The organism is Streptomyces sp. NPDC014861 (assembly GCF_043081625.1).
Classification (GTDB): domain Bacteria; phylum Actinomycetota; class Actinomycetes; order Streptomycetales; family Streptomycetaceae; genus Streptomyces.
Window position 1 is genome coordinate 395,832 of the sequence record NZ_JBIBWV010000005.1, and the last position, 14,522, is coordinate 410,353.

At 71.6% G+C, this 14,522-nt stretch carries 13 protein-coding genes and 3 tRNA genes; 8 read left to right on the plus strand and 8 right to left on the minus strand.

Going from position 1 to position 14,522, the window contains the following annotated elements; translation table 11 throughout:
• Together ACF1BN_RS13845 and ACF1BN_RS13850 are read left to right on the plus strand one after the other, a co-directional pair.
• Entirely contained in the window at window positions 1-939 is a 939-nt protein-coding gene (locus ACF1BN_RS13845; protein WP_392331809.1) for an ATP-binding cassette domain-containing protein, read from the plus strand.
• Window positions 936-1,763, plus strand: coding sequence for an ABC transporter permease (locus tag ACF1BN_RS13850; RefSeq protein WP_392331810.1), 828 nt, complete (start codon window positions 936-938; stop codon window positions 1,761-1,763). Before ACF1BN_RS13845 ends, ACF1BN_RS13850 begins: the two co-directional genes overlap by 4 nt.
• A gap of 82 nt (window positions 1,764-1,845) precedes the next feature.
• Here ACF1BN_RS13850 and ACF1BN_RS13855 read toward each other — a convergent pair whose 3' ends face one another.
• From ACF1BN_RS13855 to ACF1BN_RS13880, 6 genes are all read right to left on the minus strand, one after another.
• Window positions 1,846-3,036 carry a hypothetical protein gene (locus ACF1BN_RS13855; protein WP_392331811.1) on the minus strand — a complete coding sequence of 397 codons (1,191 nt, stop codon included), beginning with the start codon at window positions 3,034-3,036 and terminating at the stop codon, window positions 1,846-1,848.
• Between the two features lie 198 nt (window positions 3,037-3,234).
• On the minus strand, window positions 3,235-3,996 hold the full coding sequence (fabI, locus tag ACF1BN_RS13860; RefSeq protein WP_392331812.1) for an enoyl-ACP reductase FabI: 762 nt from the start codon (window positions 3,994-3,996) through the stop codon (window positions 3,235-3,237).
• A 37-nt stretch (window positions 3,997-4,033) separates the two neighbouring features.
• A complete protein-coding gene (locus tag ACF1BN_RS13865) occupies window positions 4,034-5,482 on the minus strand; it encodes an MFS transporter (RefSeq protein WP_392331813.1) in 1,449 nt (482 codons plus the stop codon).
• 136 nt (window positions 5,483-5,618) lie between these two features.
• The gene (locus ACF1BN_RS13870) at window positions 5,619-6,740 is read right to left on the minus strand and encodes a fatty acid desaturase family protein (protein ID WP_392331814.1); all 1,122 of its coding nucleotides are present in this window, start codon (window positions 6,738-6,740) and stop codon (window positions 5,619-5,621) included.
• 263 nt (window positions 6,741-7,003) lie between these two features.
• Complete coding sequence (locus ACF1BN_RS13875) at window positions 7,004-7,165, minus strand: hypothetical protein (protein WP_392331815.1); 162 nt, start codon at window positions 7,163-7,165, stop codon at window positions 7,004-7,006.
• A gap of 50 nt (window positions 7,166-7,215) precedes the next feature.
• Window positions 7,216-8,202, minus strand: coding sequence for a bifunctional lysylphosphatidylglycerol flippase/synthetase MprF (locus tag ACF1BN_RS13880; RefSeq protein ID WP_392331816.1), 987 nt, complete (start codon window positions 8,200-8,202; stop codon window positions 7,216-7,218).
• Between the two features lie 186 nt (window positions 8,203-8,388).
• Between ACF1BN_RS13880 and ACF1BN_RS13885 the strand changes: the two genes are divergently transcribed.
• From ACF1BN_RS13885 to ACF1BN_RS13895, 3 genes are all read left to right on the plus strand, one after another.
• A tRNA-OTHER gene (locus ACF1BN_RS13885) sits at window positions 8,389-8,483 on the plus strand.
• Between the two features lie 36 nt (window positions 8,484-8,519).
• Window positions 8,520-8,614, plus strand: a tRNA-OTHER gene (locus ACF1BN_RS13890).
• A 232-nt stretch (window positions 8,615-8,846) separates the two neighbouring features.
• Window positions 8,847-8,941, plus strand: a tRNA-OTHER gene (locus tag ACF1BN_RS13895).
• A 161-nt stretch (window positions 8,942-9,102) separates the two neighbouring features.
• On the opposite strand, the gene ACF1BN_RS13900 is transcribed toward ACF1BN_RS13895, so the two are convergent.
• On the minus strand, window positions 9,103-9,735 hold the full coding sequence (locus tag ACF1BN_RS13900) for a TetR/AcrR family transcriptional regulator (protein WP_392331919.1): 633 nt from the start codon (window positions 9,733-9,735) through the stop codon (window positions 9,103-9,105).
• 172 nt (window positions 9,736-9,907) lie between these two features.
• On the opposite strand from ACF1BN_RS13900, the gene ACF1BN_RS13905 reads away from it, so the two are divergent.
• The 3 genes from ACF1BN_RS13905 to ACF1BN_RS13915 all read left to right on the plus strand — a co-directional run bounded on the left by ACF1BN_RS13905 (window position 9,908) and on the right by ACF1BN_RS13915 (window position 13,079).
• A complete protein-coding gene (locus tag ACF1BN_RS13905; protein WP_392331817.1) occupies window positions 9,908-11,503 on the plus strand; it encodes an MFS transporter in 1,596 nt (531 codons plus the stop codon).
• A gap of 40 nt (window positions 11,504-11,543) precedes the next feature.
• Window positions 11,544-12,029, plus strand: coding sequence for a hypothetical protein (locus ACF1BN_RS13910; protein WP_392331818.1), 486 nt, complete (start codon window positions 11,544-11,546; stop codon window positions 12,027-12,029).
• A gap of 255 nt (window positions 12,030-12,284) precedes the next feature.
• Window positions 12,285-13,079, plus strand: coding sequence for a BTAD domain-containing putative transcriptional regulator (locus tag ACF1BN_RS13915; RefSeq protein ID WP_392331819.1), 795 nt, complete (start codon window positions 12,285-12,287; stop codon window positions 13,077-13,079).
• Window positions 13,080-13,194: 115 nt separating this feature from the next.
• Here the strand turns inward: ACF1BN_RS13915 and serS are convergent, their stop codons facing one another.
• On the minus strand, window positions 13,195-14,466 hold the full coding sequence (gene serS, locus ACF1BN_RS13920) for a serine--tRNA ligase (RefSeq protein ID WP_392331820.1): 1,272 nt from the start codon (window positions 14,464-14,466) through the stop codon (window positions 13,195-13,197).
• Between the last annotated feature and the right edge of the window lie 56 nt (window positions 14,467-14,522).

Sequence of the window (14,522 nt, forward strand, 5' to 3'; positions counted from 1 at the left end):
TTGTCTGACCACGATCTGGCGATCGTCGTCGAGGGCCTACGGAAGAGGTACGCCGACAAACAGGCCCTCGACGGCCTCGACCTCACGGTCCGCGCGGGGACCGTCCAGGGGATCCTCGGTCCGAACGGCGCCGGGAAGACCACGGCCGTCCGCGTCATGTCCACGCTGCTCCGCCCCGACGAGGGGCGCGTCGAGGTGGCCGGCACGGATGTGCGGACCCGGCCCGACGAGGTGCGCGCGCGGATCGGGCTGCTCGGCCAGCACGCCGCCGTCGACGAGGAGCTCGGCGGACGGCAGAACCTGGAGATGTTCGGCCGCCTCCACCACCTCGGCGCCCGCCGGGCCGGAACGCGGGCCGACGAGCTCCTGGAGCGGTTCGGGCTCGCGGACACCGGCCACAAGGCCGTCAAGCAGTACAGCGGCGGCATGCGACGACGACTCGACCTCGCCGCGTCGCTCATCTCCCGGCCGGAGGTGCTCTTCCTGGACGAGCCCACGACCGGGCTCGACCCGCGCGGCCGCACCGAGGTGTGGAACGCGGTGCGCTCACTCGTCGGCGGCGGCACGACCGTCCTGCTGACCACGCAGTACCTGGAAGAGGCGGACCAGCTCGCCGACCGGATCGCCGTGATCGACCACGGCAGGGTCATCGCGGAGGGCACGGCCGACGACCTGAAGTCGAGGACCGGCGGCGACCGCATCGACGTCGTGGTCCGCGACGCCTCCCAACTGGCGCGCGCCGCCGCCCTCCTCCCCGGAGAGCCGAGCGTGGACGAGGACCGGCGGCTGGTCAGCGCCACCGTCGCCGACCGCATGGCCGCGCTGACCGCGACCGTACGCGCGCTGGAAGCGGCCGGCATCGAGGCGGAGGACATCGCGGTACGCCGGCCCACGCTCGACGAGGTCTTCATGCACCTGACGAAGGAGGACGCCGTATGAGCACCCTGACGCACGGCGCGGTCACCGCGCGGCCCACCCGCTCGAAGGCGGCCTGGGCGGTCGCCGACTCCTGGACGATGACCCGGCGCGAACTCGCCCACTGGGCGCGGCAGCCGGTGCAGGTGGTCGTCGGCCTGGTCTTCCCCGTGATGATGATGCTGATGTTCGGCTACCTCATCGGCGGCGGGCGCGGCGTCGAGGGCGACTTCACGTCCTTCCTGGTCCCCGGCATGCTCACCATGACCATGGCCTTCGGCCTCGAGGCGACGATGACGTCGGTCACCCAGGACCTCGGCAAGGGCGTCATCGACCGGTTCCGCTCCATGCCCATGAACTCCGGCGCGGTCCTCGTCGGCCGGAGCGTCGCCGACATGCTCCAGTCGGTCGTCGGCCTGGCCGTGATGATCGCGGTCGGGTACGCCATCGGCTGGCGCTGGAACGGGAGCTTCGCCGCCTTCACGGGCGCGGTGGGACTGCTCCTGCTGCTGCGCTTCGCGATGCTGTGGATCGGCATCCACCTGGCGATGGTCGCGGGCAGGCCGGAACTCGTCCAGGCCGTGCAGATCCTCGTCTGGCCGGTCACCTTCCTCTCCAACGCCCTCGCCTCCCCGGCGTCGATGCCGGCCTGGCTGGGCGCGGCCGTGGAGTGGAACCCGATGTCGGCCACGGCCACCGCCGTACGCGGACTGTTCGGCAACCCGGGCGCGGACGGCGACTCCTGGGCCGCCACCCACGCGGAACTGCTCGCGGTGGCCTGGCCGCTGCTCCTCGTCGCGATCTTCTTCCCCCTGGCGGTGAAGCGCTTCCGCGACCTGAGCCGCTGACGCGGGCGCGTTCCGGAGGGCGGCGGCGGGCCCGGCCCGCCGCCGCCCCTCCCTCAAGAGGGTCCGGGCGCCGCCCCGGCGGTCACGCCACGTGCTCGGAGAGCTCGGTGAGCGACTTCACCCAGAGGGCGGGGAGATCGGTGGCCGGCGTGTGGGACCGGTCGTGGACGACCGCGACACGGGCGGTGGTCGTCGTGCGGGTGAGGGAGAAGTAGCCCAGCATGCCAGGGCTGTTCAGGCCGAAGACGCTCGCGCCGAGCGGGGGCGCGCCCAGGACGCGGTAATCGCCGTTGACGCCGATGTGGCTGGCGGCCAGCCGGAAGCGGGCGCGTTCCGTCGACCGGTGGAGGAAGCGGGGCGGCATGCGCAGGAGGATCCTCCAGCCGCCCTCCCGCAGCCCGGACGCCTTGTGCGCGGTGGTCTGCGCGACCACGGCCTCCAGCCGTTCCCGGGGCCCGGCGGCGGTGCACGGCAGCCGCAGCAGCGCCGGCAGCGCCGCGTTCCCGGGGGCGAGCCGAGCCTCCCCGGTGCGGACCGACATCGGCATCACGACCCGCAGGTCGTGCACCTGTCCCGCCTGCCGCCGCTGGAAGGCCGCGAGCGCTCCGGCGACGGCGGTGAGATACACGTCGTTGACGCCCGCCCCCCACCGCCGCGCCACCGCCCGCAGCTCCCGGTCCGGGACGTCCGCGTACGCCAGCGCCGCCACCCCGCTCGGCACCGCACCGCACCCGGGGGGCACCGTCTCGTGCTCCGGGAACCGCTCGAACGGCGATGCCCGCAGCCACGCCCGTGAAGCCCGTCCCGACCCCGGAGGCAGATAGGGGTACGGGCCGTCGACCGGCTCGTCGGCCAGGAGCGCGGCCACCAGGTGGGCCGTCCCGACCCCGTCGGTCACGGCGTGGTCGATACGGAAGCACAGCCGCTGCACCTGCTCCGCCCCGCACGTGAGCAGCAGGAGGTCCCAGCCCGGAGCCGGGCGGGCGGGCAGCGGCGCGCCCAGGGACGCGTCGGTCGCCTCGGCGAGCCGCCCGTCCACCCGTTCCGCGCGCACGTGCACCCGTGGCTCGGGCGATGGGGTGCGGGTCCAGGAACGCGCCCCCGCGACCGCCACGACACCCAGCGCCTCCAGGCCCGGCGCCCGCTCGGCCACCCGCCCGCGCAGCTCGTCGAGGGTGAACGCCCCCTCGGGGAAGTCCAGGACGTGGCCCACCAGCATCGGCGCGCCGCCCCGTACGGGCACCAGCGCCAGGGCACGGTCGAGCGCGTTCATCCTCCCCGGCCCGCCCGCCGCCCCCGTACCGGACCGGCTCGCCCTCTCCGCCCCCGTACCGGACCCGCTCGTCATCCCCGCCATCCGTCGGACCCGCATGCCCCACCTCGTCCTCGCTCGATCGAAAGCCTCGGATACGAACGAGAGGGGCGCCCGGTGGGACACGGACGACGGGCCGGCGGCCGGTCCCTGCGGGTGTCAGGCGCCGGTCATGTGGACGCCGCCGTCGACGTGGACGATCTCGCCGGTGGTCTGCGGGAAGAAGTCGGAGAGGAGGCCGACGACGCTGCGGCCGACAGGGGCCGGGTCCTTCAGGTCCCAGGACAGGGCCGAGCGGGTCTCCCAGGCGCGGGCGAGGTCGGCGAAGCCCGGGATGGACTTGGCCGCCATCGACAGGATCGGGCCGGCGGCGACGAGGTTGCAGCGGATGTCACGGTCGCCCAGGTCGCGGGCGAGGTACCGGTTGGTGGACTCCAGGGCCGCTTTGGCCACGCCCATCCAGTCGTAGTGCGGCCAGGTCTGCGTCGCGTCGAAGGTCAGACCGACCACCGACCCGCCGCGGGGCATCAGGGGCAGACAGGCCGACACGAGCGCCTTGTACGAGAAGGCCGACACGTGGACCGCGGTCGAGACCTCGTCCCACTCCGCGGAGAGGAAGTCGAACACGCCCTGGGGGCCGAAGGCGATCGAGTGCACGATGCCGTCGAGGGAGGGGACGTGGTCGCCGATCCGGTCGGCGAGGCCGGCCAGCTGCTCCGGCGACGTCACGTCGAGTTCGATGACCGGGGCCGGCTTCGGGAGCCGCTGGGCGGTGCGTTCCACCAGGGAGAGCCGGCCGAAGCCGGTGAGGACGACGTCGGCGCCCTCCTCCTGCGCGACCTTCGCCGCGTGGAAGGCGATGGAGTGTTCCGTCAGCACGCCGGTGACGAGGACGCGCTTGCCGTCGAGTATGCCGCTCATGATTCCTGCCGATCCGCCGCCCGGCCGGGCGGCTTCGTCACGGACGTCGGGTGGTGTCCACGGAGGTGCCGGTCGTGCGGTCCCCGAGCAGCAGGACCGTCGCCACGAGCAGTGCCATGGCCGCGCCGATCACCAGGAAGAGCGCGCCGGGACCGTGGGCGTCGAGCACCGGGAGGAGGATGAAGGGGAGCGCGGCGGCGCTGAGCTTCGACAGCGAGTACGCCGCGCCCGAGGCCGTGGCCCGGAAGGCCGTGGGGTACTGCTCGGCCAGGTACACGTGGGACACGTTGGAGAAGATGTTGCTGCACAGCGTGTAGCAGAAGCCGAAGGCGACGACGAGCGCCGCGGAGTCCGCGTACGCGAAGCCGGTGCCCGTCGCGACCATGGCCGCGGCCACGACGGCGATCAGCGTCTTGCGCTCGAACCGGTCGATGACGGGGAGCGAGAGCGCCGAGCCGATGGGGTAGCCGAGGAAGGACAGCGCGATGAACCCGAGCCCGGTCACCACTCCGTACCCCTTGGCCGCCAGGATCTGGGGAGCCAGCGCGCCGAAGCCGTAGTAGCCGAAGACGGAGAGGACGCTGAAGGTCCACAGCATCGCCGTCCGCCGGCGGTACCGCTTGCTGAAGACGGTCCGCAGGCGCGGCCGGAGCTCCGGGCCGGCCGGATCGGGGGATCCGGCGGATCCGGGTTCCGGGCCGACCGGGGCGGGGACTCCGGAGGACCGCCGCGGGCCGGGGAGGGCGCGCCGGCCGGCGGGCTTCCCGGACTCCATGCTCGCGACGAGGTGCTCCGCCTCCTCCACGCGGCCGTTCGCGGCGAGCCACCGCGGCGACTCGATCAGGCGTCGGCGGAGGAACCACACGACCACGGACCCGAACGAACCGATGACGAACAGCCAGCGCCAGCCGTCGATGCCCAGCGGACTCAGCGGCACCAGCCACATCGCGGCGAAGCCGACGGCGGGGACGCCGCAGAAGGCGATCGTGTACGCCCACGCCGTGTACCGGCCGCGCTTCTTCGCGGGCAGCACGTCCGCGAGGTAGCAGTCGGACAGGGTCTGCTCGGCGCCGATCCCGATCCCCGCGAAGAAGCGGGTCACGATGAGCCAGACCGCGTTGGGGGAGAAGGCGGCCAGCAGGGAGAAGCCGGAGTAGAGCGCCAGGTTGATGAGGAAGGCGCGCCGGCGGCCGTAGCGGTCCGCGACCCTGCCCAGGACGAGGGAGCCGATGAACTGGCCGACGAACGCGGAGGCCAGGACCAGCTTCAGGGTGGTCCCGTCGAAGGCGAAGTCGTTCTGGAGGACCTTGGAGATGGTGCCGGCGAGGTTGTTCTCGAAGGTGTCGAAGAGCAGACCGATGCCCACCACCGCGGTGAGCTGTCGGTGGGTGGAGGTGATCGGCATCCGGTCGAGACGGTCGCCGATCGACGCCGCGGCGGCGGCTCTGTCCGTGCCGCTCTCCTGGGATACGGCGGTTCTGGGCATCGGGGGCACAACTCCTCGTGAGGCCGGACGTGTTCCTGGGCCGGTCGCAGGCCGGCGACCCGCCCCGGTCGGGGGCGTGGTCGCCGGCGTGCTCGGTGGGGGGACGGTGGTGGGGGGATGTGTCGGGCGAGGTGGCTCAGGCGGCGGCGCGCCGCTCCAGCGTCTCCTCGACCTCGTTGCGGCGCACGGGCGCGCTCACCTCGTGGAGGAAGCCGGCGACCTCCCGGTACGAGGCCCAGAAGCCGACCTCGTGGTACGGGACGCCGCGCTCCGCGCAGTACTCACGGGTCAACTCCCGGGCCCGGGGCAGGTTCTTCTGCGCCATGGACGGGAACAGGTGATGCTCCACCTGGTAGTTGAGTCCGCCGTACAGGAAGTCGATCAGGAGCGAGGGGCGGATGTTGCGCGAGGTGAGCACCTGGCGCTCCAGCCAGTCCAGGGTCTCCTCCTCGCCGTCGCGGATCTCCATGCCCTTGTGGTTCGGGGCGAAGATCATGCCGAAATAGAGGCCCTGGGCGAACTGCTGGACGACGATGAAGGCCACGGCGAGGAGCGGGGAGAGCACCGTGAACGTCAGGGTCAGGTAGATCGCCGCGCGCAGCAGGATCAGCGCGCCTTCGAGGACCGGTCGCTTCGTCTCGCCCTTGGCGATGACCTTGATCGCGGTCTTGCTCATCTTCAGCGATTCGAGGACCAGCAGGACGAAGAAGAGGACGCTCTGGTACCGGACGATGAACTTCTTGACGCCGCTCCGGCTCGGGTACTGCTTGAGGTCGAAGATCGCGGTGCGGCGGCCGATGTCGGGGTCCATGTCGAGGTGGTTCGGGTTGCTGTGGTGCCGGTTGTGGTGGTTGACCCACCAGCCGTAGCTCGAACCGTTGATCAGATTGGCGTGGATGTACCCGATGGCGGTGGCGACCCGCTTGTCCCGGAACATCGCCTTGTGGCCGGCGTCGTGGAACATGTAGGCGCACTGCGTCCCGCACAGCCCCATCCACACGGCCACGAGGAGCTGCCACCAGGAGTCGCCGAGCAGGAAGAACGCGGTGAAGCCGGCTGCCAGAAGCAGCGCGTTGAGCGCCAGGCGGCCTATGTAGTAGCGCGGGTCGAAGTCCAGCAGCCCCTCGGCCTTCACTCTCTTCAGCAGTTCGGAGAAGGTCGCGGAGGCTCCCGTGGGCTGCGGAGACCGGGAGGCGCGGCGTGCGTCGAGGGGATCGACCACGCTGTTCTCGTGGGTGGGGACGTGCGGCGATGACATACGGTGCACTCCTTGGGCTGATGTGCCGCGGTGGTGAGGCGGTGGCAGAGCAGCCGTGCCGGTGTCAGGAGGGCGTGCGGGGGAGTGGCGTCGTGCTCTCGCCCGGCACGTGAGCCGCGGCACTGCGGTGCGCTGCGCTGCGCGGGGGGCCTGTCCGGGTCGACGTGTTGCCCAGCCTCGCCTATCGGGCTGATGTGGTTCTGACATCGGACTGACCGGGGGCCGGGGCCGGGGCCGGACGGGGCGGGGCCGGGGCGTCGCGGTCAGGCCGCGGCGGTCTCCTCGGCCAGGCGCCGGTCCAGGGTGAGCAGGACGGCGTCGGCCTCGCGGGCCAGGGTCTCGTCGTCGGGGCACCCCATGATGCGCATGAGGTGCTCGACCATCGACTGACGGAGCTCGTCGGTGCTGAGGGTGGTGTAGGACACGATCTTCCCTTCTCGGCCGGTACGGCGGTGGTGAACTCGGGGTGACGTCCTCAGAAGGCGTTGCTCGCCCGGAAGATGTGGGCGAAGCCGGGGAGCGACGCCTGGTTCTCGAAGGCGACGTACTCGGGGATGACGACGTCGGCGGCCCACTTCTGCTTGTAGGCCAGCTGTGTCTGCGCCGGGTAGAGCGCGGCGCCCTGGTCCCACAGGAAGTGCATCAGCCACTGGAAGGCGGGGCTGTGGCCGGGGACCTCGTGGCTCGCGTCCAGGCCCGTGAAGGGCGTGAAGCCGAAGTGCAGCCATTCCACGCCCTCGCCGCGGAACACCTCCAGCGCGTGGGCGTTGATGGCCTCCATCAGACCGGGCGAGCCGTCCGGTATGCGGCGGCTCAGGTCGTGCATCCAGCCGGCCCGGGAGCCGAACACGGGGGAGTAGGAGATGTACGCGACCGGGGCGTCGTCGATGGTGCCGACGAAGAGCCGGCGGTGGGCCTGCATGGGGCCGCCGATCTGGCCGACCAGGAACTCCAGCGGGCGGGCGTGCTCGCCCTTCGAGCCGAGCCACGCGCGGTCGATCACCTTCAGGCCGTCCCGCCAGTCCTCCGCCCGGACCTCCTGGATCTTCAGGCCGTTGCGGTGCGCCCGGGAGATCTTGTTGCGGAGCTGCATGAACCGGGTTCCCCGCAAGGTGAGTTCGGGGACGCGGACGGCCCAGGAGGCGCCGATCTGGTTGACGGTGAAGCCCTGGCGCGCGTAGGCGCCGGCGTCCTCGTGCTGGAGCTGTACGGCGACGAGGGTGAGCCCCTCGTCGTGGACGTGGGTGACGAAGCGCTCCAGCAGCGCGTCGTAGGACGCGCTGTCGGCGAAGGGGCCGCCGAACTGGACGGCGTACCGTCCCGTCCTCCGGTACGAGATGACTCCGTTCATTTCGGGGACACTGAAGGTTTCGTTTCCCTCGTTCACCGCCAGAAATGAACTGGGGTTGTCGGCGGGGTTGTACTTCTGTACGGCCAGGAAGGCCGGACTCTCGGTTTCCATGGCGGACACGTTCGCGCTCCCTCTCGGTGGGACTGAACCGAGGGAATTAGAGCATCGAAGGGCGCGGCGCCGAAAGGGCCTTCCCGAGGGGCGTCGGAAGCGCGTCAGCGAGGCGTCAGACCGGTATCAGCGGGGTCTGGCATTGTTCTTCTCAGGAACCGGCCGGGAAGTGTGCGGGCGGATTCTGGAGAGGTGCCCGGAGTGGTTTATCGGGGACCGGAGCCTCGGCTCCATGGTCGGGTCCGTTCGGGCCCGCGCAGGTTCGAATCCTGCCCTCTCCGCGCAGGAACCGGCCGGGAAGTGTGCGGGCGGATTCTGGAGAGGTGCCCGGAGTGGTTTATCGGGGACCGGAGCTTCGGCTCCATGGTCGGGTCCGTTCGGGCCCGCGCAGGTTCGAATCCTGCCCTCTCCGCAGAGCGTGGACGGTGTCCGGGTGTTCGTGGCCCGGTGGACGGGCCCGCTCCGGAAGGCCTTCCCGGTGCCTTCCGGAGCGGGCCCTCGCGCGTGTCCACGCGGATCCGTCCCGCTCGCGCACGGGCGTCGGGCCGGCCGGGAACCCACGTCAGCGGGGCGTCAGACCGGCGTCAGCGGGGTCTGGCATTGTTCTTCTCAGGAACCGGCCGGGAAGTGTCCGGACGGATTCTGGAGAGGTGCCCGGAGTGGTTTATCGGGGACCGGAGCCTCGGCTCCATGGTCGGGTCCGTTCGGGCCCGCGCAGGTTCGAATCCTGCCCTCTCCGCAGAGCGTGGACGGTGTCCGGGTGTTCGTGGCCCGGTGGACGGGCCCGCTCCGGAAGGCCTTCCCGGCGCCTTCCGGAGCGGGCCCTCGCGCGTGTCCACGCGGGTCCGTCCGGCCGGCGTGCGGGTGCCCGGCCCGTCGCGGAGCGGGCCGGGCGGGACGTCAGCGGCCGGCGGGCGCCAGGTCGGGGTCCCCGAGCGTCCGGTGGGCCATCTCCAGGACGCTGCGGCCGATGGCCTCGGCGTCGATCGGCGAGCCGTCCGCGATCAGGTCGTCCAGGAGGCCGTCGGCGGCGTGGTAGATCATGCGGAACGCCCACTCGGGGTTGGCGCTCCGGAAGGCGCCGGCGACCGCGCCGCGCCGGACGAAGTCGCAGATCGTGTCCACCACGCGCGCGTTGGACTCCTTGCACAGCTCCAGAGCCTTCGCGTTCGCCGACTTGTAGACCAGTCGGTGCAGCTCCGCGTTCTCGATGGCGTGGTCGAGGAGGCTGCGCAGCAGTTCGTCCATCGTCGGCCACCACGCCTGGCCGCGCCCCAGGATCTCCTGGGTGGTGTCGTGGAACGCGCTGACGTACTGCTCCCACAGGGCGGCCAGGACGTGGTCCTTGGTCTCGAAGTACATGTAGAAGCTGCCCTTGCCCATGCCCGCGGCCGTCGCGATGTCCGCGATCGTGGCGTCGGCGAAGCCGGCCGTACCGAACACGTCCCGGCTGGCCCTCAGGATGTCCGCCCTGCGCGCCTCGGCCGTCTTGACGACGCGCTTGCGCTTCCTCGGGGTCGCGGTCCGCTCCATCACGGCAGCCCTCCTTGCTCGGGGTGTATGCGTCGAGGCTACATGACCGACCGCCGGTCGCTTGTCGGACCGACCGTCGGTCAGTTAGCGTTTCCCGTGCTCAGGCTCTGCCGGGCCCTCCTGCCGCGCGCAGGCCGGGGCCCTCCACTCCCGCGTGAACATGAGGACTGACATGACACAACCGACCCCCGACGCCACCCGTGGAAAAGGTCTGCTGCTGACCTTCATCTGCGTGGGCGTCTTCATGGTGTACCTCGACTCCACGATCGTGAACGTGGCCCTGCCGGAGATCCAGGGGGACCTGTCGGCGGACATGACCCAGCTCCAGTGGGTCATCAACGCCTACGCGCTCGTCGTCGCCTGCCTCCTGCTCACCGCGGGGACGCTCGGCGACATCTTCGGGCGCAAGCGCATCTTCCTCGGCGGTCTGGTGGGCTTCCTCGCCGCGTCCGTCCTCTGCGCGCTCGCCCCGAACTACGAGTTCCTGCTGGTCGCCCGGGTGCTCCAGGGCGCCGCGGGATCCATCATGATCCCGGTCTCGCTGGCCCTCGTCTCCACCACCTACCCGCAGCCCGCCGCGCGGGCCCGCGCCATCGGCATCTGGGCCGGCATCGGCGGGCTCGCCCTCGCCGCGGGCCCGGTGCTCGGCGGCGTCCTCGTGGACGCCTTCGGCTGGCAGTCGATCTTCTGGGTCAACCTGCCCTTCGGCCTCGTCGCGCTGGCCGTCCTCGCCGGCAGGCTCGACGAGAGCAAGGCGCCCCACCGCCGCCGCGCCGACGTCCCCGGTCAGGTCCTCTTCGTGATCGCCATGGCCGCCCTGGTGTACGGCCTGATCGAGGCCAGCGCCCGGGGCTGGAGCGACCCGGTCATCCTCGCCTCCTTCGTCGTCGCCGCCGTCGCCCTGGCCGCCTTCATCGCCTGGGAGCTGCGCAGCGAGGAGCCGATGCTGCCCATGGGGCTCTTCCGCAACCCCGTCCTCGTCGTCGCCGGCGGCGTCAACTTCCTCGGCCTGTTCGGCCTGTACGGCAGCATCTTCCTGCTGACCTTCTACCTCCAGCAGGTCAACGGCCTGTCGACCACCCAGGCCGGTGTCCGCTTCCTCGCCCTGAACGTGTCGATCATGGTCTTCTCGTACGTCGCCAGCGTGGCCGCCGCCAAGTTCGGCCCGAAGGTCCCGATCCTGATCGGCTCGCTGGCCAGCGCGGTCGGCCTCTTCGAGCTGTCCCTGCTGGAGCCGGGCAGCGGATTCGGCTCCTACTGGTGGTCGATGGCGCTGCTCGGTGCGGGAGTCTCCCTGGTGGGGGCGCCGGCGACCGTCGCGCTGCTCTCCTCGGTCCGCCCGGAGCAGGCCGGCACCGCGTCGGGCGTCTCCAACACCTTCCGCCAGGTCGGCAGCGTCTTCGGTGTGGCCCTGACGGGCACCCTGCTGATCCAGCACCTGCACGGCGAGGTCCCGGACGCGCTCCAGGGCGTGAGTCTGGACCCGGCGGCGCGCGGCGAGGTGACCGAGCTGCTCTCCGCGGGCGACCTGAGCGCCATCTCCGGGCTGCCGGAGCAGGTGCGGGGGCCCGTGCGGGACGCGGTGGCCCCGATCTTCACCGACGGCCTCCAGATCGGCTTCACCGCCGCCGCGCTCGGCACCATCGTCGGCGGTCTGCTCGCGCTGGTCGTCCTGCCCAGCCGCAAGAAGATGGCCGAGGCCAGGGCCGCGGCGGCCGCCGCGGCGGCTCCCGGCCCCGCGGACTCCTCCCGCGCCGCCTCGGTGTGACCGAGCCCGTCCCCGCCCACGTCCCTGTTACGGAGCCACCGTGAAGACCAACGAACTCCTCCTCGCCTACCAGGAACTGCTGGACGCGGCCGAGCTGATCACCGACACCTCGCCCCTCGGCGAGTCCGACCGCGCCCAGATCGACTGGATCCTCGCGCACATCGCGCTGAGCGACCGGGCCCTGGCCGAGGCGGGACGTGACGTCCTGGCCGGCCGGGCCGCCCGGCTGGACAACGAGCGGGCCATGTCCAAGTCCGAGATCGGCCGGATCCTGGCCTCGACCACCCACGCGGAGCGGGCGGAGCTGGTCCGCCGGAACGCGATGGAACTCGTCGATCTGCTCGCCCTCACCCCCGAGGCGGCGGCGGAGTCGACCGTGCGCGCCCGGCTCGTCGACCGCCAGGGGGCCGTGGTCTTCGACGACGACCTCACGTGGGGTGACCTGGTCGGGATCCGCGCCACGGAGCACATTCCCGGACACGCGGCCACGCTCCGGGCCCGGGGAGGCGCGCATATCGGTTCGTAGACGCGCCGGCCGGGCGCCCGACCGGCGCCCGGCCGTCTCGGCGACCGGGATTCACGGTAAACATTCGTAAAAAAGAAGATCACTCCGAATCCTATTGTGGCAGGATTGAATCGAACTAAAGTGCACGGCTGTTCGTGGGGATGACTATTCGGAATACCGTCGAAAACAAGTCATCTGACTGAAAGGTGTAAGAGTCCACGGCAGTGTCGCGCTTGTCTCCATGTGCACCCTACGCACGCCGCAACGGAGGATGACATGCTGAGGTTTTCGATTCTCGGGTCGTTAGAGGTTCATACGGAATCAGGTCAGGTCGAGATACCAGGCGATCTTCAGCGCACTTTGTTACAGGTGCTCCTGGTCAGCGAAAGTCAAGCGGTTTCCGGCGAGACCCTCGTCGACGAGATGTGGGGGGAATCCGCCCCCGACAACCAGGCGAACGCCCTCCAGGCACACATCAGCCGATTGCGCCGTCGGCTGAAATCGATGGAGCCCCAACGATCCGCGTCGCGCCTGACGGTCCACCCCTCCGGCTACCGGCTGGCCGTGGATCCGGAGGAGTTCGACGCCACCCAGTTCCTCAGGAAGGTCCGCCGGGCCGAGGCCGTCTTCGCCGACCGGCCGGGCGACGCCGCCGGCCTCCTCCGCTCAGCCCTCTCCATGTGGAGAGGCCCCGTCTTCGGACCCCTCCCCGGCGGTTCGGTGTGCCGCCTCGCCGGCTCCCTCTACGAGGAACACCGCCTGCGGGCCAGGGAGTTGCTTTTCGACGCCGAGCTGGGCGCCGGCCGCCACGCGAGCATCCTGCCCGAACTCTGCGACGCCCACGTCAACAACCCGCTCCGCGAGCGCTTCTGCGAGCAGCTCATGATCGCCCTGTACCGCTCCGGCCGACAGGCCGACGCCCTGGACACCTACCGCCGCATGTGGCAGCGCCTCTCCGAGGAGATCGGCGTGCTGCCCTCCCCCTCGCTGCGCAACGTCGAGCACGCGATCCTCTCCCACGATCCCTCCCTCGCTCTGACCAGCGCCCCCACGCTCGCACGCTCCGCGTGACGACCCCCTCCTCCTGACGCCGTGCGGACGGCGGCCCTCCCCGCGTCCGCGACCGTACGAGAGAGCGGGCCCGTTCCGCCGGCCGCCGCCGGCGGAACGGGCCCGCTTCCGCGTCTCAGGCGGTACGGCCCCCGGGCAGCAGCGTCCGGAACCCGGTGTACGGGACCAGGGCGTCCGGCAGGACCACACTGCCGTCCGGCCGCCACCCCTGTTCGAGAAGGGCCGCCACGGTGCGGCCGACCGGCAGCGCCGAGCCGTTGAGCGTCGCGGCGGGACCCTTCCGCCCGGCGGCGTCGCGGTGGCGGATCCCCGCCCTCCGGGCCTGGAAGGTGCCGCAGTCCGAGACGGAGGAGATCTCCCGGAAGGCGCCGCCGCCCGGCAGCCACACCTCGACGTCGTACGTCATCCGCGCCGAGAAGCCCATGTCGCCCGCGGGCAGCAGGACCACCCGGTACGACAGCTCCAACTGCCGCAGACACTCCTCGACGTGCCCCACCATCAGCTCCAGCTGCGCGGCCGCGTCCGCCGCCGCGCACACCCGCACCAGCTCCACCTTCTCGAACTGGTGCAACCGCAGCAGCCCGCGGGTGTCGCGTCCGTGGGAACCGGCCTCGGAGCGGAAGCAGGGGGTACGGGCGGTGAGGGCGAGCGGCAGCTCGGCGTCGGTGAGCGTCTCCCCGGCCACCAGATTCGTCAGGGGCACCTCGGCGGTCGGGATCAGGAACAGCTCGCGGTCGCCGACCCGGGTCGCGAAGAGATCCTCCTCGAACTTCGGGAGCTGGCCGGTTCCCGTCATCGTCTCCCGGTTGACCAGGAACGGGACGCTGTACTCGGTGTAGCCGTGCCGCTCCACGTGCAGATCGAGCAGGAAGTCGCCGACCGCCCGCTCCAGCCGCGCCCCCCTCCCGCGACCCAGATGGAACCGGGACCCCGACAGCCGGGCGGCACGGGCGGTGTCGAAGAGCCCCAGCCGCTCGCCGGTCTCGGCGTGGTGCGGCACCGCCACCTCGCCGGCCACGACGGGCGGACCGCCCCTGCGCACCTCCACGGCCTCCTTCTCGGACCGGCCGTCCGGCACCTCGTCCAGCGGCAGGTTGGGGATCGTCCGCAGGGCGCCCGTCAGCTCGGCGCTCGCGGTCCGCGCCTCCGCCTCCGCCTCCTGCACCCGGTCCCGCAGCGCGCGGGCCGCCGCGCGCCCCTCCTCACCCGGCGCGCCGCCGCGCGCCGCGGCCTTCAGCTCCGCCCGCAGCCGGCTCACCCGCTCCTCGGCTGCGGTCCGCCGGCGCGCGGCCGCCTCCAGGGCGTCGAGATCCAGCGGGTGGTCGCGTCGGGCCAGGCGCCGGACGGCCTCGGGCCCCAGCGCGATCAGTTCGCGTACATCGTGCACGACGGTCTCCTAGCGTTCCTGTGCGGCCCCGGACCCCGGCGCGCGGGCGGGCGGGG